Source organism: Streptomyces kryoterrae (assembly GCF_054072135.1).
Window position 1 is genome coordinate 6,147,299 of the sequence record NZ_CM133358.1, and the last position, 26,649, is coordinate 6,173,947.

Below are 26,649 nucleotides of genomic sequence, written 5' to 3' on the forward strand. Positions count from 1 at the left end.
AGTCAGGACATGGCCCGCTACAGCGAAGCGCAGACGGTCGAGCGAGGTGGGTTCCGGATCAAGGTGCCCGAGTCGTGGTGGGAGTTCGACGTACGCCCCGAGTCACGCGACGACTCCATCCGCCGCATGGTCGACGAACGGGTGCGACAGCGAACGGAGTTGGTCCCGTACCGCGACACGTACACCGCGTTCCTGCGGAAGGCGGCGGCGGACGCGTGGAAGTCGGGCGCGTTGTACTGCGGTTGCATGGCGGAGAGCTTCGGCGGCGACACCCCGATCACCGGCTCCGTAACGGTCTCGATGGTCGGCGGCCGTAAGACGGACGGCGAGCCGCTCTCCACCGACCCGGCCGTCATCGCGGCCCAGTTGGCGGTCAAGGAGGCGACGAAGGAGGGCGACTCCTGGCGCAAGGTCACCACCGTCGACATCCCCGGTGTCGGTCCGGCCGCGCGTACGTACGGCGTCGAGGACATCGCCGTACCGGGCGACGAACTCGGCCGCACCATCCGGGCTGTGCTGATGCAGACGTTCATCCCGGTGCCGGGCCAGGAGGGCAAAGTGGCGCTGGTGGCGGGCAGCAGCCAGGTGCTGGACCTCGCGGAGTCGTTCTTCGACATCTTCGACGCGGTTACCTCGACGTTCCGGTTCACCGAATAGCAACTGCTTCACATCGAACGACCGTTCCTTGTAGGTTCACGTGTGCACACGGTTGTTGATGGCGTGTCTGTGACGGGGGTTGCGGGATGGTGGGGTACCGGCCGGCGGACTGGCATGTGCTGGACCTGGACGAGGACCCGACGCCTGGTGATCCGGATCGTGTGCGTCAACTGGCTCGTACGTTGCATGACTTCGCGGATGATGTCGCGGACGGGTTGCGGTTGGTCAAGGGGATGGCGTCGGAGAACGAGACGCTGGAGTGGGCGGGTAAGACCGCTGAGGTGTTCCAGGACGAGTTCTCGGATGTGCCGAAGAACCTGAAGAAGCTGAAGACGTCGTACGACCTGTGCGGCGATGCGCTGGTGGATTACTGGCCGAAGTTGGAGCGGGCGCAGGCGCTGGCGGACAAGGCGCTGGTGAAGGGGAGGGCGGCGCAGGCGGACCTGTCGTCGGCCAAGTCCCGTCTGTCCTCTGCCGATTCGTGGATGACGCGGGCCACGAAGGAGTCGGACAAGTACAAGGACGATCCAACGGGCAGCAAGTCCACCGAGAAGCCGGACGAGGCGAAGGTGCGGGCGGCCACCCGGGATGCGCAGCACGCCAAGTCGGCCCAGAGCAGCGCCCAGTCGGACGTGGACGGTGCGCAATCCGCCCTGGACGCGGCGAAGAAGATGGCCGAGGACGCGCGGAAGATGCGTGAGGACGCGGCGGGTGAGGCGAAGCGGAGGATCGACGAGGCGTCGGACGCCGGTATTCAGAACCGGAGTTGGTGGGAGGACGTCGGGGACTGGGTCGTCGACAACTGGGACACGATCGTCGCGGTCTGCAAGATCGTCGTAGCTGTTGTCGGGGTTGTGGCGATGATTATCGGGGGGCCGATTCTCGGTGCGATCGTGCTGATCGCGGCCCTGATCGTGCTCGCGGACACGCTCTACAAGTATTCCAAGGGACAGGCGTCTCTATGGGATGTGGGATTTGCCGCACTCGACTGCATTCCGGGGATGAAGGGGCTGACCACCCTCGGTGGTCTCGCCAAGGGCATGAAGGTTCTGGGCAAGGGCGGCCTCAAGGCCATGGCCAAGGGCCTGGGGAAGAAGGGCCTGCGCAAGGAAGCCGACGACGCAGTGGCGCACGCCAAGCCCACCAAGGGCCGCTGCAAGAACGGCGACCCCATCGACATGATCTCAGGCGACATGCTGATGGAGGAGACCGACGTCGACCTGCCGGGACTGCTCCCGGTGGTGCTGCGCCGCACGCACCTCTCCTCCTACTCGCACGGCCGCTTCTTCGGCCCGTCCTGGGCCTCCACCCTGGACGAACGCCTGGAACTGGACGACGAGGGCGCCGTATACGCCACCGAGGACGGCATGCTCCTCTTCTACCCGGTGCCCACACCGGGCACTTCGGTCCTGCCGCTGGAGGGCCCGCGCCGGCCGCTGGACTGGGACGGCGGCCCAGGTGCCCCCGTCAGGATCACCGACCCGGATACCGGCATCACGCGCCACTTCGCCGCTTGCCGGACCCCGACGGCGGTCGACGAGACGTTCACCCTCCCCATCACCGCGATGACCGACCGTAACGGCCTCCGTATCGACTTCGACCGTGATGACGACGGCACTCCGGTCGCCGTACGGGATTCGGCGGGCCGCTGTGTGTACGTCGACACCGACAACGGCCGCGTCACCCGGCTCCGGGTCCACAACCCGGAGGCCGGTCCCGACGGCACGGTCGCCAGGCACTTCGGCTACGACTCCGAAGGCAACCTCACCGAGATCCACAACTCCAGCGGTCTGCCCCGGAAACTGACGTACGACGCCCGCGCGCGCATCACGTCATGGACCGACCGCAACGGCTACTCCTACCGCTTCACCTACGACGCCCTGGACCGCTGCACCGGCGGCGAGGGCGACGACGGCAGCCTCACCTGTGCGGTCGAGTACGACAGCGAGAACCGCGAGACGCGCTACACCGACGCACTCGGCGACACGACGATGTACCGCTACAACGACCTCCACCAACTGGCGGCCGTGACCGACCCGCTCGGCCACACCACCTACTCCGAGTGGGACCGCTACGGGCGGATGCTCTCCCGCACCGACGAACTGGGCCATACGACCCGCTTCACGCTCGGCGAGCACGGAGACGCGGTGCGCATGGACCGCCCCGACGGCACCACCATCCACGTGGAGTACGACGCCGACGTCCAGCCCATCGCCATCACGGAGCCCGACGGGGTGCGTTGGGAGTGCGCGTACGACGACCGGGGCAACCTGCTCAGCAGCACCGATCCGCTGGGCGCGGTGAGTTCGTACACGTACGACGAACACGGGCACCGGATCGCGCAGACCGACGCGCTCGGCAACACCATCCGCTTCGAGACCGACGGAAGCGGCCTTCCGGTACGGGTCGTGGATCCGCGCGGAAGTGTCGCCACCGTACACAGGGACGCGTACGGCCGTGTCGTGCGGATCGACGACCCGGTCGGCGGGACCGTCCGCCAGGGCTGGAATCCCGAGGGCATGCTCCTGTGGCGGGAGCGCGCCGACGGCGGGCGGGATTCCTGGTCCTACGACGCGGAGGGCAACCTCACTGAGCACCGCGACGCGGGCGGGTTCACCACCGCGTTCGAGTACGGGGCCTTCGACCTGCCCAGTGCCCGGACCGACCCGGACGGCACCCGCTATCTCTTCACTCACGACGCCGAGCTGCGGCTCACCGCGGTGACCAACCCGCGCGGCGACGAGTGGAGTTACCGCTACGACGCGGCGGGCAATCTGGTCGGCGAGACGGACTTCAACGGCCGCACGGTCACCTATCTCTGCGACCAGACAGGACGCCAGGTCGAGCGTACGAACGGCACCGGCCAGACCGTGCGGGTGACCCGTGACGCCGCGGGCCGGGTGGTGACCTCGCACACCAACGACGGCAAGGTCACCTCGCTGCGTTACGACCTGGCCGGACGCCTTCTCGAGGCCGCGAGCCCTGTCGGCAGCGTGGCCTATGCCTACGACGTGGTCGGCCGGACCGTCGCCGAGACCGTCGACGGCCGGACCGTCACCAGCGCATACGACCCGCTGGGCAGGCGAGTACGGCGGACCACGCCCTCCGGCGCCACCTCACACTGGTCGTACAACTCCGCCGGCCTGCCCGCCTCGCTGGTCACCGCGGGCGGCGAGCTGACCTTCGCGTATGACGCGGCCGGCCGGGAAACCGCTCGCGGCCTGGGCGCCGCGGCCACATTGACGCAGTCCTGGGACGCGGGGCACCGCCTCGTCGAGCAGGTCGTCCGGGCGGGCACCGGCGCCGACAGCACGGCCGTGCGGCAGTCCCGCTCCTACACCTACCGCGCGGACGGATTCCTGACGGGGATAACGGACCGCCTGGCCGGCACCCGCACGTTCGACCTCGACCCCGCGGGCCGCGTCACCCGCGTCTCGGCCCGGACCTGGACCGAGACCTACGCCTACGACGGCCTCGGCAACCTCACCGCTGCCAGCCACCCGGCCTCCGGCGGACAGGACGCGCAGGGCCCGGCACGGCACTCCGGGACGAAGGTCGGTTCAGTCGGCCGCAGCTCGTACGAGCACGACGCGCAGGGGCGCGTGGTCCGTGTGATCCGGCGAACCCTGTCCGGACTTCGCCGGATCTGGACGTACGCCTGGGACGCGGAGGACCGGCTCACCGAGGCCGAGACGCCGGACAACGGCGTGTGGCGCTACCGCTATGACGTGCTCGGTCGGCGCACCGCCAAGTCGCGCCTGAACGAGGATGGTTCGGTCGCCGAGGAGATCCTCTTCACCTGGGACGGCGCCAATCTCGCGGAGCAGCAGTCGCTCCGGGACGGTATGGCGGAGGCCGACACCTGGGACTGGGCCCCCGGCACCCACCGCGCGGCGGCCCAGATGCGCAGCCGGTGGCGCACCGCCGACCCAGCCGCGGTTGACCATCAGTTCTACGCGATCGTCACCGACCTGGTCGGCACCCCCAGCGAACTCGTCGGGGAGGACGGCGCGATCGCCTGGCGGTCCGCCACCAGCCTGTGGGGAAGGCCTCTGGCCGGCGACGACGGCGGCCTGTGCCCGCTGGCCTTCCCGGGCCAGTACCGCGACCCGGAGACGGGCCTGCACTACAACCTGGCCCGCTACTACGACCCGGACACGGCGAGCTATCTCTCGCCCGACCCCCTCGGCCTGGCCCCGTCCCCGAACCACCACGGGTACGTGGACAATCCGTTGCGCTGGAGCGACCCGCTCGGTCTCGAGGGGGACGAGCCGACGCGTATCTACGACGACTCGACGTACGACAAGCACGGCTCGGGCAGCGGTTCGTCGGCCAAGGGCGAGGTCAGCCGGGCGCCCTCCAATGGTCAGGCCGCGCTGGACCGGTCAATCCCCTTGGGTGACCCGAACAATCCGAACAAATTCCGGCGCCTTGGCGTGGACCACGTCAACAACGAGATCGTGGTCCTGGACCGACATGAGTACGTCACCGACAAAAACGGCAACATCGTCAAGGAGATCTACCACGGACACGTCCGTTCCTCGTACCCGGGGGATGGCATCACAGAAGGGGACCTGACCAAGCTGAAGAAGCAGGGCATGATCAATAACGTCAAGAAGCAGAAGGTGCTCCCGCCACCATGCGACTGATCACAGATGGAAGGAACGTTGGCTATGGCGTCCAAGTGGGACTGGGAAACCGGCGAGGGCGTGTCGCATGTCGACGACCCCGCCGAAGTTGACGCCGCTTTCGAGCGGGGTGAGTGGCCACTGGGTTCGGCGGTGATCGGGTTGGCCTTCAATTGCTCGCTGGAGGAGGCGTCGCCTCGGATCGTCCGGGCGATGCAGTTGCCGGACCTCGCTCAGCGAGGGTTCGCTTTCACGGCAGCCGGTGCCGCGGCGCGGATCAACGGTCGTCTCACCTCTGAGCTGTACGTCGCGCTGCAGGCGGAGGGCCCAGGCAGCAAGAGCATTGCCGAGTACGCCATCAAGGACACCCTGGCCTTCGTGCCGTTCCGGCAGCTGCCTCCGCGGTTCAAGTGGTGGAAGGTCGTGTCAGGGGTGCGCAACAAGCTGGAGAGCTGGTGGATCCGGTCCGGAGAAACGATTGAAGACGCCTGGCGGGTCCTGCGGCGACGTAGTTGACATCGGGGGTGAACAGGGTGTCCGGGTGGGACTGGGGCGGCGACGAAAGCATGCTGCGTTTCGACGACCCCGCAGAGTGGGACGCGGCATGCGAACGCGGTGAGGACTCACTGGGCTCCGCAGTGATCGGGCTGGCCTTCAACTGCTCTCTGGCCGAGGCCTCGCCACGCATCATCAGGGCGATGCGGCTGCCGGACCGTCACCAGCGAGGGTTCGCGTTCACCGCGGCGGGCGTCGCGGCGCGACTCAACGGCGAGTTGACACCTGAGCTGTACGCCGCGCTGCGTGCGGAGGGCCCCGGCCGCAAGAGCATCGCCGTGAACGCCATCGACGACACCCTCGACTACGTGCCGTTCCGGCAACTGCCGCTGTGGCTCAAGTGGTGGAAGGTCGCCTCAAGGGTGCTGGACAAGCTGGAGACCTGGCGGCTGGAGTCCACGTACGCGGCCGAGGACGCCTGGCGGGCTCTGCGCGGACGCCGCTCCTGAGCGAACGGGCGTCAGGTGGCCGTGCGTGAAGTGTCCGCCTTGAGCGTCTCGACGAAGGCGGTGAAGGCTCGGGGCGGGAAGGTGAGTGAGCCGTGGGCCGGGTCCTTGGAGTCGCGGACGCCGATGCGGGTGTGCAGGTCCGCTATCTCCACGCAGGTGTTGCCCTCGGCGCCGCCGGAGAAGCTGGACTTCTGCCAGATCAGGGACTGGGTCATGGGGTCGCCTCACAGATCCTTCGACAAGTGGTGGATGAAGTCCCGGGACGCCGTGGAGTCCAGCGTCCCTCCCTCCAGCTTACGGAAAAGCGTTCGAAGCGTGCTCAGTTGAGGTTCCACGTCGATGAATGCGGTGTCGGCCGCACCGTCCCGGAACCCGGTGTCGAGTTGGGGCACCGGACCGCCCATGTACATCATCGAGGCGCCTGCACCGCCGAAGCCGTCCTGGTCGGTGGGGATTACGCGTACGGTGACGTGCCCCTGCTCGATCTGGTCCAGGATCTGCCGGAGTTGAGCACGGGAGACCTGGCGGTCGGCCACGCGGATGCGTAGGGCGAACTCGTGGACGATCGTCTCGTACGGGGTGGGGGCGTCGCCCTCGATGACCGCGCGCCGTCTCGTGCGGTGCTCCACTCTGGGTGCCAATTCACTCTCGGGCAGCTCAGGGCGCATGTATCCGAAGACGGCGCGGGCGTAGTCCGGGGTCTGGAGGAGCCCGGGAACGTGGGTGATGACGACTTCGCGCAGGAAGGTCGCGTTGTGCTCGGCCTCGGCGACGTCCAGATTCACCTGGGGCAGAACACCTCGGTACTCGTCCCACCAGCCACGCGTCCGGTCGCCGGTCATTGCCGCCAAAGCGTCGATCAACGCTGTATCTGTGCAGCCGTAGTGAGCCGCCAGTCGGCGGACGCGGTCCTCGCTTACGCCTGCGATGCCCGCCTCCATCTGGCTCATTTGGGTCGAAGTCGAGTTCAGGAACGCTGCCACTTCCCGGGCTTTCAATCCCGCGGACTCACGCAGCCTGCGTAGTTCTGTCCCCAGACGCACCTGTCGCGCGGTGGGGTGGCTCCTTGGTGCCACACACTCTCCCATTCTCAACAGCCGTGAAGAAATGCCACGTTCGGGTGTCAGGCTACGGCAAAAGGTTGCGTAGGCAGAAAATAATGCCCTACCTTCAGTGTTGCGACGCACACGCTGCGGAATCACCGGACCCCCGGAAGCGCACCGCCCCGTCCTGCCACGACGGCTGCGGCACAGCCACCGCCTGTACTCCCAGCGACCAATCAACTCCCCTCCCCGCCAACGGAGTTCACGCATGCCCGAAAACGAAGGACACGCCCCCACCGCGACCGAACCCTGGGAGTACGTCCTCCACATCCCCCACGACCTCCGAGCCGTCACCGTCTGCCGCCGCACCGTCCGCCTCGTCCTCACGATGCACGGCCTGATCCGCCTCACCGACATCGCCGAACTCCTCGCCACCGAGCTGGTCAGCAACGCCGTACGCCACACCAAGGGCCCCGTCGCCCTGCGCCTACGGATGCGGGCCGGCGTACTACGCGTCGGAGCATGGGACGCCGACCCCGAGCCACCCCAACCACCACTCTCAGCAGAGGCGTTGACACAGCTCACGCACCTGGAGGAAGGGCGAGGCCTGGCCCTGGTCAGTTCCTGCGCCGACCTGTGGGGCTGGCAGCCGCTGAGCAGAAGCGGCATCAAGGGCAAGTACGCACGGGGTGACCTCGTCGCGGCCTAGTTCGTTGATCGAACCGAACAGAAGATGGAAAGGAGAGCGGATGGTCGGCTCGTCGCATGAGGGCCTGCACCGGATCTGCCAGAAGGACCCGGCGGGTTTCACGCGCACGCTTCAGCGTGTGCTGCACATTCCCATCCCCGAGCCGCGTGAATTCGCGGTGCTGAACGCGGATCTGACCGAGATCGAACCGATCGAGCGACGCGTGGACACGTTGCTGCGGGCGGAGACGGACGAGGGTACGTACCTCTTGGTCGTCGAGTCACAGGGCAAGCGGGACGAGGAGAAGCGGGGCAGCTGGGCCTATTACCTCAGCTACCTGTACGCGAAGTACCGCTGGGAGCCGGTACTGATCGTCCTGACCCAGAGCAGGGCCACGGCCCGCTGGGCGGCACAGCCGATCCGCCTGGGCCTGCCCGGCTGGCACTCGCTCACCGTACGGCCGCTCGTGCTGAGCCCGGAGAACGTGCCGCTCATCGCGGACGAGGCCGAGGCGAAACGGGATGTGTTCCTCGCGGCCTTCTCCGCGATGACGCATGGTAGGGGCCCGGGTGCCGCTGCCATACTGAAACCGCTGGCGGCAGCGCTGGAGACCGCCGACACCGAAGGCGCGGGGATGCTCGCGCAGTTCGTCGAGTCATGCCTGGGGGACGCCCAGGCCAAGCAGATCTGGAAGGAACTGATGATGCCGGTCAACTACTTCTTCCGGCACGAGGTCGCCGAGAAGGTCCGAGAAGAAGGCCGAGAAGAAGGCCGAGAAGAAGGCCGAGAAGAGGGCATCGAGAAGGAACGCGCTTCGATGATCCTCCGGATCGTCGAGTGGCGCGGCATCACGGTTCCGGCCTCCGTACGGGACCGAGTCGAGGCCTGTTCCGACCTGGGCCAGCTCGAGATCTGGGCCCAGCGGGCGGTCAACGCGACGAACGCGGAGGACCTGTTCGCCGACGGCACGCACTGACTGGTCCGATCCGGCCGCCGGGACCCAGCCTGCGCCGGCGGCCGACCCACCGGATCTCCTGGACGGTGATGTCCTGCGCCGTCTCGGACTGATCTGCCGCCGGGCGACTGTGCGGGGACCGTGAAGAGTGTGCCGTGGCGGTTGTGAACGGTCCGTATGTGGAGCGGCATTGGCCCTCTTTGTCCATCTCGTCGAGGACCTGGTGGGCAGTATCGGGCGAGTTCAGTACGCCCGGACATCTCCTCCGCGCCTCGGCCCTCCACCGCCCCCTACGCCCGAAATAAGTTCCCGATAGGCTCAAGTGCACCCCCATATCTCGCTCCCACCCCACACGACACGAACCCAGGACACCCGCCATGCCGCGACGCAGCACTTCAAGCCGGACGGGAAGCTCGTCGGGAGACCCGTCGGGGCCCAGGAACCGGACACCGCAGCCCCTGCCGAGGCGGCGGCGCAGTTTTGGGGACTTCGTCAAGGCGTTTCTCGCGTTCGTCGCCCTCGCCGGCCTGCTCGTCGGGGTGCCCTACGCGCTCGCCGTGTTCGTCGGCTGGCCGTTCCCGGACGGGTCGCCGTCCCTGGACTGGCTGCAGGAAGAGATCACGGTCAACACGTTCACCGGTGTCCTCGGCGTCATCGTGTGGATCGCCTGGGCCCAGTTCACCGCGTGCGTGCTCGTCGAGGTGAAGGCCGCGCTGTCCGGGGTCGGGATGCCGGGGCGGGTGCCCGGGGCCGGGCCGAGTCAGCTGCTCGCGCGGCAGCTGGTCGCCGCGTTGCTGCTCGTGGGTGCCACGGCCGCCTCCCTCACGCCGGGGCTCTCGCAGCTCGGGCACAGCATGGAGGGGAACCAGCAGGGCATCGTCGCCTCCGCCCAGGCGACGCCCGGCGGTTCGCTGACCGGGATGTTCGCGCAGCAGCAGGAACAGGCGGCCAGTACCGCCGCCGCGCTCGGCCGGCAGGCCGCGGATGCCGCGAGTCATGCGGAGGTCGGGGGACCGTCGGTCAAGGCCGGTGACACGAAGTACTACCGGATCCAGCCTCCCGAGGGGCGTCATCACGACTCCCTGTGGGAGATAGCGCAGCGCCATCTCGGCGACGGACGCCGGTACGGCGAGATCTACCAGCTCAACAAGGACCGTGTGCAGCCGGACGGTTCGCGGCTCTCCGAGGCCAGCCTGATCCGCCCCGGCTGGATCATGGAGATGCCCGGCGACGCCCGCGGCGGCGACCTCGTCGAGATGCCCAGCACCGGCACCAGTACCGCCGCTCCCGGCACCGACACCAGTGCCCCCGCCGCCGGTTCCACCGTCACTCCGCAGGTCGCGCAGCAGATTAACCAGTACGCGCAGACCGGCGACCACGCTGAACGAGCAGGCGGCGGCCAGCAGGGCGGCACCGCCTCCCTCGACACCAACACCACCCGCATCAGCCTCACCGACCGGCGCGCCGCGACCGGCGCCCGGTCCACCCCCGCCGTACAGCAGGAGCAGCCCGCAGCCACCGAGACCGCGACCTCCGCCGAATCCGGTGCCGGCGTTTCTTTCGGTCTCCCCGAGGCCCTCGTCGGCGCTCCCCTCCTGGCCGCCGGTCTCCTCGGCGCCCTCGGCCGTCGGCGCCGGCAGGCCCTGTGGCAGTCGGCGCTCGGTGCGGTCGGCGGGCGGCGCGGTATGGAGCCGCCCACGCCGACCGGTGCCGCCGCCGACGCCCAGGACGCGCTCCTCATCGGCGCCGACCCCGAAGGCGTACGCCTGCTCGACCGCTCGCTGCGCGGGCTCGCCGCCGCCCTCGCCGGAGAGTCCCGCCCGCTCCCCACCGTCTACGCCGCCTGGCTCAGCAACGGTGACCTGCACCTCCAGCTCGCCCAGCCCGCCGGGAAGCCCCCGGCCCCGTGGCAGCTCGGGCAGGACCAGACCTTCTGGCTGCTGTCCCGGACCGACGCCGAGCGGTACGAGGATGTCGACACCGCAGCTCCCTACCCGGGCCTCGTCAGCCTCGGGACCATGGACGACTCACGCCTGCTGCTCAACCTGGAGTCCGTGCCGGGCATCGTCTCGCTGAGCGGGAGCGAGTCCGACCGGGCCGCCGTATTCGCGTCCGTCGCCGCCGAGTTGGCCACCAACGGGTGGTCGGACCGCATGACCATCACCCTCGTCGGATTCGGCCAGGACCTCACCGCTCTCGCCCCCAACCGGCTGCGCCACCTCGACGACATCGAGGCCCTCGTCGAGACGATGGAGGCCGAGACCAGGCAGCGGCGCGGTGCGCTCGGCGCGGCCGGGCACGACTCGGTCCTCACCGGTCGTACCGGGCCCGCCCAGCACACCCGTTGGGCACCGCACCTCGTCCTCCTCGCCGCCGAACCCTCCGCCGACGACGCCGTCAAGCTCGCCGAACTCGCGGCCGACGCAGGCCGGTTGGGCATCGGATACCTCGTCGGCACCGACAGCGGTGATCTGCCCGGCGCCGCCTGGGAGTTGGAGATCACCGGCGAGGGCAAGCTCCTCGCGCCCCTTCTCGGGCTCGAACTCGACGCCCAGCTGCTGCCCGTTGCCCAACAGCGGGCGATCGTCGAGCTGTTCGTCGGCGCCGACCCCGAGCACGATCCGGACGGACCGGCGACCACGCCCCCCTTCCTCGTCGACATCAGCGAGCAGGGGCGGCCGGCGGTGTACGCCCGGCTCGTGGGCCCGTACGAGATCATCGGCCTCGACACCCCCGACGGGGAACGCAGCCCGCTCCAACACGAGGCGCTCGCACTGCTGTTGCTGCACCGCGAAGGTGTGCACCCGCGGGTACTGGCCTCCGCGCTCTGGCCGCGCGGTGTCACCGAAGACGTACGCGAGGCGCTCCTCGAACGGCTGCGCGTCTGGCTCGGCACCGACCCCGACGGCACCCCCCGTCTCGCCACCGACGCGGGCGGGCGGCTCACGCTCGCCAAGTCGGTCGTGTCCGACCTCGATGTGCTGCGTTCCCTCTACCACGAGGCCACACAGGGCAAGGGTGTCGACAGCCGGGTCGTACGCGGCCGGCTCCTCACCGACGCGCTCGTGCTGGTGCGCGGGCCCCTGCTCGCCGACCGTCCCGAGGGCCGCTACGGCTGGCTCACACACGAGATCATCGACGCCCAACTCCCGCTGCTGGTCGCGGACATCGGTCTCGCGCTCGCCGAGTTCCACCTCGTGAAGAACCGCGCCGAGCGAGCCATCGAGGCGCTCACCGCCGCCCTCAACTCCGCACCCGGTGACGAGCGGCTGTGGCACGAACTCCTGCGCGCCACGCACTCCACCGGCGACATGGAGAAGCTCAAGCAGGTCGCCGCAGACCTGATCCACCGCAGCGGCGCACGCGGCCTGCCACCCCGCACCGAGGCGCTCCTCGACGAACTGCTGCCGACGTGGCGCGACGGCACAGCGGCCGTGGGATGAGTGCTGTGGGATGAGCATCGACCAGTTGATCGTGGCCGTCTCCGCCCTCTGGGGCGCGGCGGCCGGGACGCTCGTGCCGCGCGCCGCCTACCGCTTCTCCGTCACGCCCGAGGAGACCTGGCGGGACAGCTGCCCCCAGGGCCACCCCCTGGGCGGCTGGCTGGGCCGGGCGCGCTGCGCGACCTGTGCCGGTACGGCAGGCACGCCGGCCGGGGACGCCGGGCACCTCGCCACGAGCGCGGCAGTCCCCTCGTACAAGGGAAGTGCGAAGTCGTCGTACGGCCCCAGCACCCCCCTCCTCGCCCTCGCCACCGCGCTCGTCTGCGCCGCGCTCGCCGCCGCGACCGGTATCAGGCCAGAGCTCGGGGCCTGGCTGCTGCTCGCGCCCGTCTGGGTGCTGCTCGCGGTCGTGGACTTCCGGGTGCAGCGGCTGCCCGACCCGCTGACCCTGCCGCTGGCCGCCGCCGCCCTCGTCCTGCTGGGCGTGGCCGCACTGCTGCCGGAGCACGCGGGAGACTGGCTCACCTCTCTGCTGGGCACCCTGCTGCTCGGGGGCGCGTACTTCGTGCTCTTCCTCATCAGCCCCAACGGCATGGGCTTCGGCGATGTGAAACTGGCCCTCGGGCTGGGGGCCGTCCTGGGCTGGTACGGCTGGGGGACCGTCGTGCTCGGCACCTTCGCCGGATTCCTGTTCGGCGGGCTGTACGGGCTCGCGCTCGTCATCGCGCGGCGCGCCGGTCGCCGTACGTCGATCCCGTTCGGGCCGTTCCTGATCGCGGGCGCGTTCGTCGGGCTGCTGATCGGGGCGTACGCGGCCTGACGTGAGGCGTGGCGGGGCGCTGACGTAGGCTGGAACGGTCCGCCCCACGCCTTCCGAAGGGACGCCCGGTGACCGAGAACGCCGACCATATGTCGTTTGATGTCACAGCCGTCCTCGAACGTGCCGCGGCGGGCGGGCGGATCACCCCCGAAGAGGCGCTCCACCTCTACCGCGACGCCCCGCTGCACGCCCTCGGCTCGGCCGCCGACGCCGTACGCCGCCGCCGTTATGCGGGTACGGAGCACATCGCGACGTACATCATCGAGCGCAACATCAACTACACGAACGTGTGCGTCACGGCGTGCAAGTTCTGCGCCTTCTACGCCGCCCCCAAGGACACGGCCAAGGGCTGGACCCGCGACCTCGACGACATCCTGCGCCGCTGCGCGGAGACCGTCGAACTCGGCGGCACGCAGATCATGTTCCAGGGCGGCCACCACCCGGACTACGGCGTCGAGTACTACGAGAAGCACTTCGCCGCGATCAAGGCCGAGTTCCCGCAGCTCGTCATCCACAGCCTGGGGGCGAGCGAGGTCGAGCACATGGCCCGGATCTCGAAGGTGTCCGTCGAGGAGGCGATCACCCGTATCCACGAGGCCGGCCTCGACTCCTTCGCCGGCGCCGGCGCGGAACTGCTTCCCGAGCGCCCCCGCAAGGCCATCGCGCCCCTCAAGGAGTCCGGCGAACGCTGGCTGGAGATCATGGAGACCGCGCACGGGCTGGGCGTCGAATCGACGTCCACCATGCTCATGGGCACCGGCGAGACCAACGCCGAGCGCATCGAGCACCTGCGGATGATCCGTGACGTACAGGACCGGACGGGCGGCTTCCGCGCCTTCATCCCGTACACCTACCAGCCCGAGAACAACCACCTCAAGGGCCGTACGCAGGCCACGATCTTCGAGTACCTGCGCATGATCGCCATCGCGCGTCTCTTCATGGACAACATCGCCCACATCCAGGGCTCGTGGCTCACCACGGGCAAGGAAGCCGGGCAACTGTCCCTGCACTACGGCGCGGACGACCTGGGCTCGATCATGCTGGAGGAGAACGTCGTCTCCGCCGCCGGCGCCAAGCACCGCTCCAACCGTATGGAGATCATCGACCTGATCCGCAGGGCGGGCCGTGTCCCCGCCCAGCGGACGACGACGTACGAGCACATCGTCGTCCACGAAGACCCGGCGAACGACCCGGTCGACGAGCGCGTCATGTCCCACATTTCGTCCACCGCGATCGAGGGCGGCACGGCCCACCCCGAGCTGAAACTCCTGGCCAGCAACTGACCGCACAGCCAACCGACCTTCCTGTGCTGACGATTCACGCCGCCGACGAACTCCGGGTCGGCTGGGACGCGCAACCCCTGACGGACGGCGCCGTCGCGGTCGACGGCAACCGGGTCGCCGCCGTGGGCCCGCTCGGGGAAGTGGCGGAGCGGTTCCCGGGGGCGCGGGTGCGGCGCTGGCCCGGTGTCCTGGGCCCCGGACTCGTCCACGAGGGCCCGCTCCCGGATGCCCCGACCCCGCGCGAACGCGTGCACGCCGTGCTGAAGGGGGGTGCGGTGGCGGTACTGGAGGAGTACGTCACCTCGCCAGACCTCCGATCAGCGGCTGCCCGTAACGACGTCGTCGTACTGACGCGGACACGGATTCCGGCGATCGTCGAGGGCGAGCGGGCGGACCTGGCGGTATTCGACGGGGGCGGGGCGTGCCTGGCGACGGTTTGCGCAGGACGCCTGGTCCATAGGCGCCGGTGAGGTGTTGTGTCGCTTTCAGGGGCGACAAAACCACCGGTAGTCCCCTTTTCTTGTTTTCTCACCCTGAAAACGCCACCCCAAAAGCCCCCGCATCCTGAGAAACCCCACTGCAATTGGTCGCCGCGTCATCAGACGCCGCAACCCCCTCCTCGCATTCCTGGTCCCGGAACGTCGACCACATGGAAACCCACGCGACCCCCTTCTCCTCCGCGAACGCCCGCACCTCCGCCGCGTCCGCCAAGGAGAACGTCTCGTTGGCGACGTCGTTCACACCGATCATCGACGTCAACGCCATCCCCTGCCACGCCCCCTTGTCCGACAGTCCGAAGATGTCGGCGAGCTGGTCATGCGTCGCCGCGGCCGACGTGAGCGCGTACTGGCCCATGTCGTCCTTGTAGTCGCTGCCGTAGTTCATGGTCATGATGTTGACGGTGGACACCTGAACGGAGTTGTTGTTGGCCGAGTCGAGCAGGGCCACGCTGTCGTCGTCGAGGCCGGTGGGCATGACGGGCAGGGTGAAGGAGACGCTCAGGTCGGTGCGCTCCTTCTGCAGCAGGGCGATCGCCTTCGAACGCAGCTCGACGGAGGCGGAGTCGGTCAGCGTGCTGCCCTCGACGTCGAAGTCGGCCTGGGTCGAACCGGCGGCGTCCAGAGCCGCGCCATAGGCCTTGGCCAGCGCGGACGCACTGTCGCAGACCTCGGCCAGCTCCTTGCCGGAGGCGCCGCCGAAGGAGACCCGGACCGAGCCGCCGGTCGCCGTGAGCTTCGCGAGGCGGGACTTGACGGCCGAGTCGCCGATGGCCGTCGTACCGTTCCACTTCGGCGTACAGGTCGTACCGTCCGAGATCACGAACGCCAGGTTGTACGCCGTCGGTGAGCCCGCGCTGTCGTTGTCGTTCGCGTCGGTGGCGCTGACGTACGGGGCGAACTCGGTCGTCGAGGCGGTGCTCGCCGAGGGCGAGGCGCTCGCCCGGGTCTGTTCGGAAGGGGTCGCGGACACGGCGTCGGAGCCGCTGCCCGTGTCGCTGTCCGAGCCGGACGAGCACCCGGCGCAGGTCAGTGCCACCAGACATGTGAATCCGGCGGCCGACCCAAGGAAACGCCTCATCGCGCACGCACCCGCTCTCGTGATCTGTGTCTCAGTCAGGTCTGAGTGATATCTGTCTCAGGATGGAAACAAAGCGTGTTTCCGAAGTGGATCCGAAGTGGAAAGGTCTCATACGAGTCTGTCCTTCATGAGGACAGCGAACACACAGCGAGCCCACGGACAGCGCACCGTGAAGGGTGTGAATGGGGCAAGCAAGCAGGACAATCGGCTCCTTTCCATTGAGGGCGGGTTGCGCAGGCTTCCGAGGAAACTCTCAGAGGATGCACAGGTTAAGGAGTTTCTCATGGGCGTCTCACATGAGAACCAGAGTTTCGGTCACATAAAGCCCTCCTAATGTCCGGGGAATGCATTCCGAGACTGACATCGAAAACCGTGCCGCCGGCCGCGGCCGGCGCCGTAAGAGCGGCAAGGGGTCCGACGGGTCCGCAGACGGTCCCGTGTTCGTCGACAACTCCGGCCGCCGGGCGAGACTGCTGCGCCGGTTCGGCACCTTCCTCGGTGTCGTTTGTCTTGGGTATGCCGTCGTGCTCGGCATGGCCTTCATGGGCTGGGGCACGTCACTCACTCCGTCCTCGCTGCTGCCCTTCGGAGGCGGCGGCCCCGGCGGCAACCAGGGGCCGGGCAGCAACCAGCAGCCGCAGGGCGGCTTCGGAGCGGCCCCGTCGGGCGCTCCCACCGGCACCCCGCCGACGGGCGTTGCCACGGGCCGGCCGCCCGCTTCGGCACCGACCGCGACCGCCACCGCGTCCGCCTCCGCAGACGCCAACTGACCGGAACGCAGCCACCACATGACTACGACGACCACCTCGCGCGGCCGCAGGCGCGCTCCCTCGAAGGTGCAGCGGACCGTCGGCAAGGCCGCGGCGCTGCAGAAACCGCGAGTCATCCTCGCCATGCTGCTCCTGCTCGCGCTGACCAGCGTGATGCTGCTCGACGGCTATCTGCGCGCGGAGGTCGGCGGCGACCAGCGCGTACGCACCGGGGCCAGCTCGAACGACGTACCCGACAAGGTCATCGACGGCGGGCCGATCCTCAGCTTCCGCAACGGACAGGCGGTGACCCAGTCCGTGCCGGAGAAGACCATCGCGCTCACCTTCGACGACGGTCCGAACCCCACCTGGACGCCCCAGGTCCTCAAGATCCTTGAGGAGTACGACGTCCCCGGCACGTTCTTCGTGGTCGGCTCGATGGTGTCGCGCTACCCGGACATCGTGGAGACGGCGGTCGAACAGGGCAACGAGATCGGCATCCACACCTTCACGCACGTCGACCTCTCCTACCAGAGCGACGCCCGCGTCAACCGCGAGATGCAGCAGACGCAGCTCGCGCTGGCGGGCGCGGCCGGCATCACGACGACGCTGTTCAGGGCGCCGTACTCGTCGGAGGCGGACGCCATCGACAACTACAGCTGGCCCGTCTACAAGGAGCTCGGCGAGGAGGGCTACACCAGCGTCTTCGTCGACACCGACAGCGACGACTGGAAGCGGCCCGGCGTCTCGAAGATCGTCAAGTGGGCCACGCCGGAGGACGGCAAGGGCGCCTCGGTGCTCTTCCACGACGCCGGCGGTGAGCGCTCGCAGACGATCAAGGCGCTGCCGACGTACATCAAGAAGATGAAGGCGGCGGGCTACACCTTCACCACCATCAGCGGCGCGATCCAGCGGCAGGCGTCGAGCGCGCAGCAGACGGCCACGGGTACGGGTACGGCGGCAGGTTCGGGTACGGGGGCCGCCGCGGGCTCGGGTGCGGGCACAGGCGCGGCCACGGGTGCTCCAGGCACCGCCGAGGGCCAGCAGCCCGGCGGCGCGCCGACCGGCCAGCAGGGCAACGGACAGCAGGGCAACGGACAGACGGGCAACGGACAGCTCGGCAACGGGCAGACGGGCAACGGCCCTGGAGGCACGGGGACGTCGAGCCTCCAGGCCGCCCACCGCACCGCCACCGGCGCGACCCTCTACGAGGGCAAGGCCCTCATCGCGGCCGTCGCCGTCGCCGAATGGGCCGTACCGGGGTTGGCGACCGGACTCGCGGTCGTCGGCTTCGCCGTCATGGGCCGGTTCGGGATGATGCTGATCCTCGCCCGCCGCCACTACCGGCAACGCAACCGGAAACGCGGCAAGGGCGGGAAGTTCAGCTGGGGACCGACGGTCACCCGCCCGGTGACCGTGATCGTGCCCGCGTACAACGAGAAGGAGTGCATCGCCAACACCCTTGAGTCGCTGGCGAAGAGCACCCACCCGATCGAGATCATCGTCGTCGACGACGGCTCGGACGACAACACGTCCCAGATCGCGCGCGACGCGGCACTCTCCTTCGGCATGACGAACGTCCGGGTCATCCGCCAGGAGAACGCGGGCAAGCCGGCCGCCCTCAACAACGGTGTGCGCAGCGCCAGTTACGACATCGTCGTGATGATGGACGGCGACACCGTCTTCGAACCGGACGCCGTGCACCAACTCGTGCAGCCCTTCGCCGACCCCGAGGTCGGCGCGGTCGCGGGCAACGCCAAGGTCGGCAACCGCAACACGATCATCGGCGCCTGGCAGCACATCGAGTACGTGATGGGCTTCAACCTCGACCGCCGCATGTACGACCTGCTGCGCTGCATGCCCACCATCCCCGGCGCGATCGGCGCGTTCCGCCGCGACGCGGTCATCGAGGTCGGCGGCATGAGCGAGGACACGCTCGCCGAGGACACCGACATCACCATCGCGATGCACCGCGCGGGCTGGCGGGTCGTCTACCAGGAGCACGCCAGGGCCTGGACGGAGGCGCCCGCCTCGCTCAAGCAGCTGTGGTCGCAGCGCTACCGCTGGTCGTACGGCACCATGCAGGCCCTCTGGAAGCACCGCAAGTCCCTGACGGACAAGGGCCCGTCGGGCCGCTTCGGCCGCGTGGGCATGCCGCTGGTGGTCATCTTCCAGATCATCACGCCGGTCTTCGCCCCGCTGATCGACGTCTTCACCGCCTACTCGATGATCTTCATCGATTTCCAGGCGGCCCTGCTGGCCTGGCTCGCGGTCCTGGGCATCCAACTCGTCTGCGCCGCCTACGCGTTCCGCCTGGACCGCGAGAAGTACCGCTACCTGCTGATGATGCCGCTGCAGCAACTGGCGTACCGCCAGATGATGTACCTCGTCCTCATCCACTCCTGCATCACCGCCCTCACCGGCGGTCGCCTGCGCTGGCAGAAACTGAAGCGCACGGGCGAGGTCGGCACCCCGGCGGGGGTGAACTGATGAGCTGGGGGACGGATCAGCAGGGCTACGGCCAGAACCATGCCTACGGCAACAACTATGGCAACAACCAAGGCTACGGATACGAGCACGGGCAACAGCCGTATCCCGCCCAACAGCCGTACCCGCAGGAGCCGTACCCCCAGCAGTACGCCGGCTACGGCCAGGTCGAGTACGGCCAAGTCGCCTACGAGCAGCAGGAGTACGCACCGGAGCACGTGGTGGAGCACGTGCACGAGCACGTGGTGGAGCCGGACGCCGCCTCCACCGACACCAATCTGAACGACGCCAACCTCAACGACACCAAGGAGACCGAGCTCCCGCCGAAGGCGAGGAAACCGGCGGGCCGCGACCGCTACTTCGACACCCTCCGTGCCGTCGCCCTCGTCCGAGTCGTCACCTACCACACCTTCGGCTGGGCCTGGGCCGGCATGGTGTTCCCCTCCATGGGGATCATGTTCGCCCTGGCCGGCACGCTGATGGCGAAGTCCCTGGAACGCCCCGCGCTCAAGGTGATCAGAAGCCGGGTCCGAAGGCTCCTGCCCCCGTTCTGGTTCTGGGGCTTCTTCGTGATCGTCGCGATGATGGTCCACGACTGGATGCCGGGCTGGCAGATCGTCTTCTGGGTGGTGCCGCTCGGCGACCCGCCGGGCAACGCCTGGGGCCAGCAGGCCTGGGAGATCCTCTGGTACCTGCGCACGTACCTCTGGTTCGTCCTGCTGTCCCCGCTCCTCCTGAGGACGTTCCGCCTGGCCCCGGTGGCCGTACTGCTCCTCTCCCTGGCCCCGATCGTGGCGTTCCACTACCTCTGGGAGCCCCCGGACAACCGCTTCGGCAACGGCCTCACCGACCTGGCCACCTTCCTCTTCTGCTGGGTGCTCGGCTTCGCGCACCGCGAGGGCGTCCTGCAACGCCTCAAGCCTGCGCCGGTGGTCCTCCTCTCCCTGGCTGCCATCGGCTTCGGCGGCTGGTACGCCTTCACCCACCAGGCCGAGACGGGCTCCTACGACCTCGACGACATCCCGCTCGCGCAGGCGTTCTGGTCGGCGGGCTTCGTGACGCTCCTGATGTACGCGAAGGCGCACTTCGAGATCGACTTCGCTGGGCTGACCCGCTACAAGCGGCTCGACCGGATCGTGACGATCTTCAACGCGCGCGCCGTCACGCTCTACCTCTGGCACGAGATCGCGCTGATCCTGGCCGTCCCGCTGATCGACCAGTTCTGGAACGTCCCCGCCTTCGAGAAGTACCTGCCGCTGGAGAGCCAGTGGTTCATGTTCGGCGTCGGCTGGATCCTGATCGCCGTGTTCATCCTGTTGTGCGGCTGGGTGGAGGACGTCGCCGCCAAGAAGAAACCGAAACTGCTGCCGTAGGCGGCCGACCGAGTGGTGTGGCGAGGGGCCGGGCGCTTCAGGTACGCCCCGGCCCGCGCCCGTGCCGCCGGGAGGCCGTGACGTACGTACTGCCACAATGGGCCCGTGACCCGGGCATCCCTGAACAAGCAGCCGCACGAAGTCGCCTCGATGTTCGACGACGTGGCGGAACGGTACGACCTCACGAACGACGTGCTGTCGCTCGGCCAGGACCGCGTGTGGCGCAAGGAGGTCGCGAGAGCGGTCGACGCCCGCCCGGCGCAGAAGATCCTCGACCTGGCCGCGGGTACGGCCACGTCCTCCCTCCCCTTCGCTCGTACGGGCGCGTACGTCGTCCCCTGCGACTTCTCCCTCGGCATGCTCAGGGTCGGCAAGCGGAACCACCCCTGGCTGCCCTTCACAGCGGGCGACGCCACCAGGCTGCCCTTCAAGGACGACACCTTCGACGCGGTGACGATCTCCTTCGGGCTGCGCAACGTCCAGGACACGGGCGCGGCGCTGCGCGAGCTGTACCGGGTCACGCGCCCCGGCGGACGGGTCGTGATCTGCGAGTTCTCGCACCCGACCTGGGCGCCCTTCCGCACGGTGTACACGGAGTACCTGATGCGGGCCCTGCCCCCGGTCGCCCGTGCGGTGTCCTCGAACCCCGACGCGTACGTCTACCTCGCCGAGTCCATCCGCGCCTGGCCCGACCAGCCGGCCCTGGCCGAACTGCTGCGCGAGGCGGGCTGGTCGAAAACGGCCTGGCGCAACCTCACGGGCGGCGTCGTGGCCCTGCACCGAGGCTTCAAGCAGCCGTAGCCGTAGCCGTCGCCGGTCCTCTGCCTGTTCGTCTGGTCCCCTGTTCCCTGCCGGTCACCTGATCACCTCGAACGCGTCTCCGGGCCGGTCCAGTTCGCGCTCCAGCCCGCCCATGGGTGGCTTCGGCACCCGCGGCTCGCGCACCCCCGCGCCCCCGCCGCCTTCTCCCTCCCCGAAGTCGAACCACACGGTGACGACGGCACCGCGCGGTATCGCGACACCGGGCGGCGGATACTGCCGTACGACGTGGTCGACGACGGTGAGCTGGAATTCGGGCCGGTCGGGCGCGGCGAGGAGCACCCCGTGCGCTCTGGCCCTCTCGCGCGCGTCCATGGCCATCAGGCCGACGAGTTTCGGTACGCGCACATCGGGTGTGTTGGGTGTTCTGTGCACAGACGTCACCCCCAGCGGTACGGGCAGGGTAACCCCGGCCACGTACCGCCCGGAAGCGCTAAGTGTTTTTCGGCGCCAAATCGCTACCGTCTGTAACTGACTGTGGTCGCGGATCAACCTGCTTACAGACCAAGCCGGCTACAGATCAAGCCGATAGCAGTGCCCCTCCTGCTCCAGCGTCGGCGTCGTGAAGACGTCGGTGAGGCGCATGCCCAGCCGCCGGGTGACCGCGATGGACCGCTCGTTGCGGGAGAGGACCATCGCCACCACGCCGGACACGCCCGCCGCACGCACTCTCCCCAGCGTCTGCCCGGCCGCCGCGGTGACGTATCCCTGTCCCCAGTGGGCCCTTCCGAGCCGCCAGCCGATCTCGATCTCCCCCTTGGGACCCCAGTCCTGCGGCCACGGTTGGGCGCCCGTGAAGCCGATGACCTGGTCCGACTCGTCGAGCATGGTCCACAGGCAGAACCCGTACTCGGCATCGTGCCGGCGCTGGCGGGCGGTGAGTTCCTCGTAGACGGACAGTTCCGCCGACCTGCCCCCGTGGAACTCCATGACATCGGGGTCGTCGAAGACGCGGTGCCAGGCGAAGGCGTCCTCGTCGGTGGGAACACGGAGGCGTACTGCGGGGAGCGCTCGGTTCACGGGGCAGCCCTTCAGCCGGGTGATCAGTACTGCTGAATAGACTGCCCATGTCCAGTGCCGGTCGGCACGCAGATTTGAGAGTCTTGGGGAGAACCCGTCGTGACCGAGCCCCTCTCCGAAAACACCGCCGATGTGATCGTCGTCGGGGCCGGGCCAGCCGGTTCCACCACCGCCTACTACCTGGCGAAGGCCGGACTCGACGTACTGCTGCTGGAGAAGACCAGCTTCCCGCGCGAAAAGGTCTGCGGCGACGGCCTCACGCCCCGGGCGACCAAGCAGCTCGTCGCGATGGGCATCGACATCTCCGAGGAGGCCGGCTGGCTGCGGAACAAGGGCCTCCGCATCATCGGCGGCGGCGTCCGCCTCCAGCTCGACTGGCCGGAACTCGCCTCCTTCCCCGACTACGGCCTCGTCCGCAAGCGCGACGACTTCGACGAACAGCTCGCCCGCCAGGCCCAGAAGGCGGGCGCGCGGCTGTACGAACGCTGCAACGTCGGCGCCCCGATCACCGACGACCGCACCGGCCGCATCACCGGCGTGCACGCGAAACTCGGTGAGGACAAGCGCGAGGTCACCTTCCACGCCCCGCTGGTGGTCGCGGCCGACGGCAACTCCACCCGCCTGTCCCTGGCGATGGGCCTGCACCGCCGCGAGGACCGCCCGATGGGCGTCGCGGTCCGTACGTACTTCACCTCTCCGCGCCACGAGGACGACTACCTGGAGTCCTGGCTGGAACTCTGGGACCGGCGAGGGGCCGAGGACCGCCTGCTCCCCGGCTACGGCTGGATCTTCGGCATGGGCGACGGCACGTCCAACGTCGGCCTCGGCGTGCTCAACACCTCGGACTCCTTCAAGGAACTGGACTGGCGCGAGGTGCTCAAGGCCTGGTGCGCGTCGATGCCGGAGGACTGGGGCTACACCCCCGACAACATGACCGGCCCGATCCGCGGCGCCGCCCTCCCCATGGCCTTCAACCGGCAGCCCCACTACACGAAGGGCCTGCTGCTCGTCGGCGACGCCGGCGGCATGGTGAACCCCTTCAACGGCGAGGGCATCGCCTACGCCATGGAATCCGGCCAGATCGCCGCCGACGTCATCGTCCAGGCCCACGCGCGGGCCACACCGGCCCAGCGGGAGATCGCACTCCAGCGCTACCCGCGCGTGCTCAAGGACACCTACGGCGGCTACTACACGCTGGGCCGCGCCTTCGTGAAGCTCATCGGCAACCCGAAGGTCATGAAGATCGCGGCCGAACGCGGTCTGACCCACCCCTTGTTGATGAAGTTCACCCTGAAGATGCTGGCCAACCTGACCGACCCGACGGGCGGCGACGCGATGGACCGGATCATCAACGGCCTGAGCAAAGTGGCGCCGAAGGCATGATCGGCGGAGGCCCTGCCAGGAGGCGAGGGCCTCTGGGGAGGTGAGTTCCTCCTGCTTGGCGGCCCGTCGCGCGCACACTTCCTCGCGACGGTCCGCCACCTGCCGCAGCGCGCCTTTCCGCTCCCGCCTGGAGAGCCGGTCCAGATACACGCGCCCGTTCGAATGGTCTGTCCCGTGCTCCAGGCACCGGGCGAAATGCCCCGTTCCCCCGATGACAAGAGGCTTCCCCTCCTGATCGAGCCCGCGCACCACGGCACGATCCGGACGCGGTACGACCCTCACGGCCCCCGGCACGGACAGACAGCCCTCGCCCTCGTCGAGGAGGCGCCGGTCGCCGGCGTCGAGCGGGTCCAGCACCGGGTTGACAATGTGCCCGACATGCCGGACACCGTCGTCGTCCGGGCAGTCGTACACGAACAGCCGCAGACCGACACCGACCTGGTTGGCCGCGAGCCCGGCCCCGTCGGCCGCCTACATCGTCAGGAACATGTCGTCGATGAGTGCGGCCAGTTCGGGCCCGAACCCGGTCACGTCCCGGCACGGCTTGTGCCGGACCTCTTCGCCCACTTCGGTGATCCGCCGCACGGACCCGCGCCGCGCCTCGGGCGTGAGAAGTGCTGAGGAAGCACCGAGGCTCAGCCTCACACAGCCGTCCCCCGCAGGGGCCGGAGAGCGCGGAAAGGTGGGGCAGGGGGAGAAGGGCGCAGAAGGGCCGAGGGTCGCTGCCCACCAGCGGCAACGACCCTCACACGTGAATCCCTACAGCTCGCTCAGAGAACGCGCACCGCGCCCGACGCCGGGTACCCGGAGAGGTCCTGGACGACTACGCCCTTGGACGGGTTGGCCGCGTCCAGGTACTGGCCGTTCCCCACGTACACCGCCACGTGGTACGCCGAACCCTTCGCACCCCAGTACAGGATGTCGCCGACCTGGATGTTCGACAGGGAGACCTCGGTGCCCTGCATCGACTGGTCCTGCGAGACCCGGGGGAGATCCACGCCGACCTGCTTGAACGCGGCCTGGACCAGGGAGGAGCAGTCCCACGCGTTGGGGCCCGTGGCGCCCATGACGTAGGCGTCGCCCAACTGCGCGTTGAGGAAGGCGATGACGGTCGCGACGCTGCCACTCGCGGGGGCGGCCACCTGCGTCGTCTCCGAGCTGGAGGCAGAGGTGGACGTGGAGGCGGCGAGCGTGGCGCGCTCGGCGGAGCGGGAGACAGCGGCCTCCGCGGCGGCCTTGCGAGCGGCCTCGGCCTTCTCCTTGGCCGCAGCCTTCTGCTTCGCCTCCGCGAGGTCCTTCCTGGCCTCCTGAGCCGCCTTGGCGGCTGCGGCGTCACGCTCGGCCTCGAGCTCGTAGTTCGCGGCGGCCAGCTGCGTGGCGTCCGCGGACTCGGCGATCTGAGTGGCCAGGTCGGCCGTGAGGGTGGGCAGTTCGATGGTCTGCGGCCCGGACTCGGCGGCGTACGCCGCACCGGACGCACCCGCCACTGCCAGGGTGCTGAGAACGCCACCGGCGACTCCGGCGCGCATCGCCAGCGACGAGGTGCCGGCACGCCGGGGCTTCCGGTGGCTTCGTATGTGAGCGGTAGCGGTGTGGGACATGGGTACTAGCGGTACCAGCGACTCCTCCATACCTTCAAGAAACGTGTGGTGCGCCACAGTTGTTCAATGGACCCCCCAAATTCCCGGACTGTCACTCTTTATTGACGCCGTAACGGGCATTGCGGACACGGGTGATCATGCCTGTGATCATGCACTTTCATCGGTACGTCCTAATTGCCCGCTGCCTACCATCGGTTGCGGTCCGTGGCCAACCCCCGATCTTCATAGGCCTTCACAGGTGTGGCGCAGGTCACGGAACGGTCACCGGTCGGGGTGCGTCCCGCGAGGGAATCGTCGATCGCCGCCGCTCGTGAACGGGTGCACGTATGTGCGGGCGTCCACATCCGGCCCACGGCTCCCTCTGATGTGTGAACGCACTCCACTATCAAGCGGCCCTGTCCATCTCCAATTTGCATGCAAGGGAAGTCTCTTGATATTGAGAGGCCGCCCGTGACCAGCGGCGACCGGAGAGAATGTCACCTCTGGTGATCACGTGGACGCTTCGAGTGTGAAGATCACCGCTCATCCGACTTCATGATCCTTCGTCGGGTGGTGGAGATCACAAAGGTTCGGCAATACCCCGTGTCGCAGATCACAGACCGCCGGGCATAGGATGCGGGGCAGTTGGGCTTGTGACCTGCTTCACATGTTCGCGATCTTCGTCTGGACGGGCGGGGTTGGCGGGCGGACGGGGTGGGGCGGGCCCATGCAATCGCCAGCAGTCAGTGCCGACTGAGAGGAGCGAGGAGCGGTGAACGCGTATGCGCCCATCCTCGTACTGGGAGCCCTCGGGGCAGGCTTTGCGATCTTCTCCGTGATCATGGCTTCGCTCATCGGCCCGAAGCGGTACAACCGGGCCAAACTGGAAGCCTATGAATGCGGGATCGAGCCGACACCCACGCCGGCCGGCGGTGGGCGATTCCCCATCAAGTACTACCTGACGGCGATGCTCTTCATCGTCTTCGACATCGAGATCGTCTTCCTCTACCCCTGGGCCGTCACCTTCGACGCCCTGGGTGTTTTCGGGCTCGTGGAGATGCTGCTCTTCGTGCTCACCGTCTTCGTGGCGTACGCGTACGTATGGCGGCGCGGCGGCCTGGAATGGGACTGAGGGGCCT

At 68.6% G+C, this 26,649-nt stretch carries 22 protein-coding genes and 1 pseudogene; 16 read left to right on the forward strand and 7 right to left on the reverse strand.

Going from position 1 to position 26,649, the window contains the following annotated elements; genetic code table 11:
* Positions 1-9 precede the first annotated feature (9 nt).
* The 4 genes from ACW4TU_RS27200 to ACW4TU_RS27215 all read left to right on the forward strand — a co-directional run bounded on the left by ACW4TU_RS27200 (position 10) and on the right by ACW4TU_RS27215 (position 6,289).
* Positions 10-657: a hypothetical protein gene (locus tag ACW4TU_RS27200; RefSeq protein WP_457417394.1), complete on the forward strand. Its 648-nt coding sequence runs from the start codon at positions 10-12 to the stop codon at positions 655-657.
* A gap of 86 nt (positions 658-743) precedes the next feature.
* Positions 744-5,306: a DUF6531 domain-containing protein gene (locus ACW4TU_RS27205; protein ID WP_457417395.1), complete on the forward strand. Its 4,563-nt coding sequence runs from the start codon at positions 744-746 to the stop codon at positions 5,304-5,306.
* A gap of 24 nt (positions 5,307-5,330) precedes the next feature.
* Entirely contained in the window at positions 5,331-5,801 is a 471-nt protein-coding gene (locus ACW4TU_RS27210) for a hypothetical protein (RefSeq protein ID WP_457417396.1), read from the forward strand.
* Between the two features lie 17 nt (positions 5,802-5,818).
* On the forward strand, positions 5,819-6,289 hold the full coding sequence (locus ACW4TU_RS27215) for a hypothetical protein (protein WP_457417397.1): 471 nt from the start codon (positions 5,819-5,821) through the stop codon (positions 6,287-6,289).
* An 11-nt stretch (positions 6,290-6,300) separates the two neighbouring features.
* Here ACW4TU_RS27215 and ACW4TU_RS27220 read toward each other — a convergent pair whose 3' ends face one another.
* Both ACW4TU_RS27220 and ACW4TU_RS27225 read right to left on the reverse strand, forming a co-directional pair.
* Positions 6,301-6,504 (reverse strand): DUF397 domain-containing protein, encoded by a 204-nt coding sequence (locus ACW4TU_RS27220; protein ID WP_457417398.1) that lies wholly within the window; start codon positions 6,502-6,504, stop codon positions 6,301-6,303.
* 9 nt (positions 6,505-6,513) lie between these two features.
* Positions 6,514-7,365 carry a helix-turn-helix domain-containing protein gene (locus tag ACW4TU_RS27225; RefSeq protein WP_457417399.1) on the reverse strand — a complete coding sequence of 284 codons (852 nt, stop codon included), beginning with the start codon at positions 7,363-7,365 and terminating at the stop codon, positions 6,514-6,516.
* A 235-nt stretch (positions 7,366-7,600) separates the two neighbouring features.
* On the opposite strand from ACW4TU_RS27225, the gene ACW4TU_RS27230 reads away from it, so the two are divergent.
* The 6 genes from ACW4TU_RS27230 (at position 7,601) to ACW4TU_RS27255 (ending at position 14,991) form a co-directional block, all read left to right on the forward strand.
* Positions 7,601-8,041, forward strand: coding sequence for an ATP-binding protein (locus ACW4TU_RS27230; RefSeq protein WP_457417400.1), 441 nt, complete (start codon positions 7,601-7,603; stop codon positions 8,039-8,041).
* Positions 8,042-8,081: 40 nt separating this feature from the next.
* Complete coding sequence (locus ACW4TU_RS27235; RefSeq protein WP_457417401.1) at positions 8,082-8,996, forward strand: hypothetical protein; 915 nt, start codon at positions 8,082-8,084, stop codon at positions 8,994-8,996.
* Positions 8,997-9,352: 356 nt separating this feature from the next.
* Entirely contained in the window at positions 9,353-12,418 is a 3,066-nt protein-coding gene (locus ACW4TU_RS27240; protein ID WP_457417402.1) for a BTAD domain-containing putative transcriptional regulator, read from the forward strand.
* Between the two features lie 10 nt (positions 12,419-12,428).
* On the forward strand, positions 12,429-13,238 hold the full coding sequence (locus ACW4TU_RS27245) for a prepilin peptidase (protein ID WP_457417403.1): 810 nt from the start codon (positions 12,429-12,431) through the stop codon (positions 13,236-13,238).
* 89 nt (positions 13,239-13,327) lie between these two features.
* Positions 13,328-14,521, forward strand: coding sequence for a cyclic dehypoxanthinyl futalosine synthase (gene mqnC / locus ACW4TU_RS27250; protein ID WP_457430325.1), 1,194 nt, complete (start codon positions 13,328-13,330; stop codon positions 14,519-14,521).
* 23 nt (positions 14,522-14,544) lie between these two features.
* Positions 14,545-14,991: an imidazolonepropionase-like domain-containing protein gene (locus ACW4TU_RS27255; protein WP_457417404.1), complete on the forward strand. Its 447-nt coding sequence runs from the start codon at positions 14,545-14,547 to the stop codon at positions 14,989-14,991.
* A 58-nt stretch (positions 14,992-15,049) separates the two neighbouring features.
* On the opposite strand, the gene ACW4TU_RS27260 is transcribed toward ACW4TU_RS27255, so the two are convergent.
* Positions 15,050-16,099, reverse strand: a complete 1,050-nt coding sequence (locus tag ACW4TU_RS27260) for a chitinase (protein ID WP_457417405.1) — start codon at positions 16,097-16,099, stop codon at positions 15,050-15,052.
* 344 nt (positions 16,100-16,443) lie between these two features.
* Between ACW4TU_RS27260 and ACW4TU_RS27265 the strand changes: the two genes are divergently transcribed.
* From ACW4TU_RS27265 to ACW4TU_RS27280, 4 genes are all read left to right on the forward strand, one after another.
* Entirely contained in the window at positions 16,444-16,869 is a 426-nt protein-coding gene (locus tag ACW4TU_RS27265) for a hypothetical protein (protein WP_457417406.1), read from the forward strand.
* A gap of 18 nt (positions 16,870-16,887) precedes the next feature.
* Complete coding sequence (locus tag ACW4TU_RS27270) at positions 16,888-19,338, forward strand: bifunctional polysaccharide deacetylase/glycosyltransferase family 2 protein (RefSeq protein ID WP_457417407.1); 2,451 nt, start codon at positions 16,888-16,890, stop codon at positions 19,336-19,338.
* On the forward strand, positions 19,338-20,708 hold the full coding sequence (locus ACW4TU_RS27275) for an acyltransferase family protein (RefSeq protein WP_457417408.1): 1,371 nt from the start codon (positions 19,338-19,340) through the stop codon (positions 20,706-20,708). The genes ACW4TU_RS27270 and ACW4TU_RS27275 overlap by 1 nt, the downstream gene beginning before the upstream one ends.
* 105 nt (positions 20,709-20,813) lie before the next feature.
* The gene (locus ACW4TU_RS27280; protein ID WP_457417409.1) at positions 20,814-21,509 is read left to right on the forward strand and encodes a demethylmenaquinone methyltransferase; all 696 of its coding nucleotides are present in this window, start codon (positions 20,814-20,816) and stop codon (positions 21,507-21,509) included.
* Between the two features lie 54 nt (positions 21,510-21,563).
* On the opposite strand, the gene ACW4TU_RS27285 is transcribed toward ACW4TU_RS27280, so the two are convergent.
* Positions 21,564-21,902 carry a PASTA domain-containing protein gene (locus ACW4TU_RS27285; RefSeq protein WP_457417410.1) on the reverse strand — a complete coding sequence of 113 codons (339 nt, stop codon included), beginning with the start codon at positions 21,900-21,902 and terminating at the stop codon, positions 21,564-21,566.
* Between the two features lie 138 nt (positions 21,903-22,040).
* Positions 22,041-22,547 carry a GNAT family N-acetyltransferase gene (locus tag ACW4TU_RS27290; protein WP_457430327.1) on the reverse strand — a complete coding sequence of 169 codons (507 nt, stop codon included), beginning with the start codon at positions 22,545-22,547 and terminating at the stop codon, positions 22,041-22,043.
* A gap of 99 nt (positions 22,548-22,646) precedes the next feature.
* Between ACW4TU_RS27290 and ACW4TU_RS27295 the strand changes: the two genes are divergently transcribed.
* Positions 22,647-23,930 (forward strand): geranylgeranyl reductase family protein, encoded by a 1,284-nt coding sequence (locus tag ACW4TU_RS27295; RefSeq protein ID WP_457417411.1) that lies wholly within the window; start codon positions 22,647-22,649, stop codon positions 23,928-23,930.
* Positions 23,931-23,969: 39 nt separating this feature from the next.
* Here the strand turns inward: ACW4TU_RS27295 and def are convergent.
* Together def and ACW4TU_RS27305 are read right to left on the reverse strand one after the other, a co-directional pair.
* Positions 23,970-24,575 (reverse strand): annotated as a pseudogene (gene def / locus ACW4TU_RS27300) (peptide deformylase); the annotation flags it as partial.
* A gap of 125 nt (positions 24,576-24,700) precedes the next feature.
* Complete coding sequence (locus ACW4TU_RS27305) at positions 24,701-25,561, reverse strand: C40 family peptidase (RefSeq protein WP_457417412.1); 861 nt, start codon at positions 25,559-25,561, stop codon at positions 24,701-24,703.
* A 721-nt stretch (positions 25,562-26,282) separates the two neighbouring features.
* Between ACW4TU_RS27305 and ACW4TU_RS27310 the strand changes: the two genes are divergently transcribed.
* Positions 26,283-26,642 (forward strand): NADH-quinone oxidoreductase subunit A, encoded by a 360-nt coding sequence (locus ACW4TU_RS27310; protein ID WP_005476348.1) that lies wholly within the window; start codon positions 26,283-26,285, stop codon positions 26,640-26,642.
* Positions 26,643-26,649: the final 7 nt, after the last annotated feature.

What these genes read in the sequence shown, in the direction of transcription:
- ACW4TU_RS27240 (WP_457417402.1), top strand. Translation starts at nt 9,353, where the DNA reads ATGCCGCGACGCAGCACTTCAAGCCGGACGGGAAGCTCGTCGGGAGAC.
- ACW4TU_RS27305 (WP_457417412.1), bottom strand. Translation starts at nt 25,561, where the DNA reads ATGGAGGAGTCGCTGGTACCGCTAGTACCCATGTCCCACACCGCTACC.
- ACW4TU_RS27200 (WP_457417394.1), top strand. Translation starts at nt 10, where the DNA reads ATGGCCCGCTACAGCGAAGCGCAGACGGTCGAGCGAGGTGGGTTCCGG.
- ACW4TU_RS27235 (WP_457417401.1), top strand. Translation starts at nt 8,082, where the DNA reads ATGGTCGGCTCGTCGCATGAGGGCCTGCACCGGATCTGCCAGAAGGAC.
- ACW4TU_RS27210 (WP_457417396.1), top strand. Translation starts at nt 5,331, where the DNA reads ATGGCGTCCAAGTGGGACTGGGAAACCGGCGAGGGCGTGTCGCATGTC.
- ACW4TU_RS27275 (WP_457417408.1), top strand. Translation starts at nt 19,338, where the DNA reads ATGAGCTGGGGGACGGATCAGCAGGGCTACGGCCAGAACCATGCCTAC.
- ACW4TU_RS27265 (WP_457417406.1), top strand. Translation starts at nt 16,444, where the DNA reads ATGCATTCCGAGACTGACATCGAAAACCGTGCCGCCGGCCGCGGCCGG.
- ACW4TU_RS27270 (WP_457417407.1), top strand. Translation starts at nt 16,888, where the DNA reads ATGACTACGACGACCACCTCGCGCGGCCGCAGGCGCGCTCCCTCGAAG.
- ACW4TU_RS27260 (WP_457417405.1), bottom strand. Translation starts at nt 16,099, where the DNA reads ATGAGGCGTTTCCTTGGGTCGGCCGCCGGATTCACATGTCTGGTGGCA.
- ACW4TU_RS27205 (WP_457417395.1), top strand. Translation starts at nt 744, where the DNA reads ATGGTGGGGTACCGGCCGGCGGACTGGCATGTGCTGGACCTGGACGAG.
- mqnC (WP_457430325.1), top strand. Translation starts at nt 13,328, where the DNA reads ATGTCGTTTGATGTCACAGCCGTCCTCGAACGTGCCGCGGCGGGCGGG.
- ACW4TU_RS27230 (WP_457417400.1), top strand. Translation starts at nt 7,601, where the DNA reads ATGCCCGAAAACGAAGGACACGCCCCCACCGCGACCGAACCCTGGGAG.
- ACW4TU_RS27220 (WP_457417398.1), bottom strand. Translation starts at nt 6,504, where the DNA reads ATGACCCAGTCCCTGATCTGGCAGAAGTCCAGCTTCTCCGGCGGCGCC.
- ACW4TU_RS27245 (WP_457417403.1), top strand. Translation starts at nt 12,429, where the DNA reads ATGAGCATCGACCAGTTGATCGTGGCCGTCTCCGCCCTCTGGGGCGCG.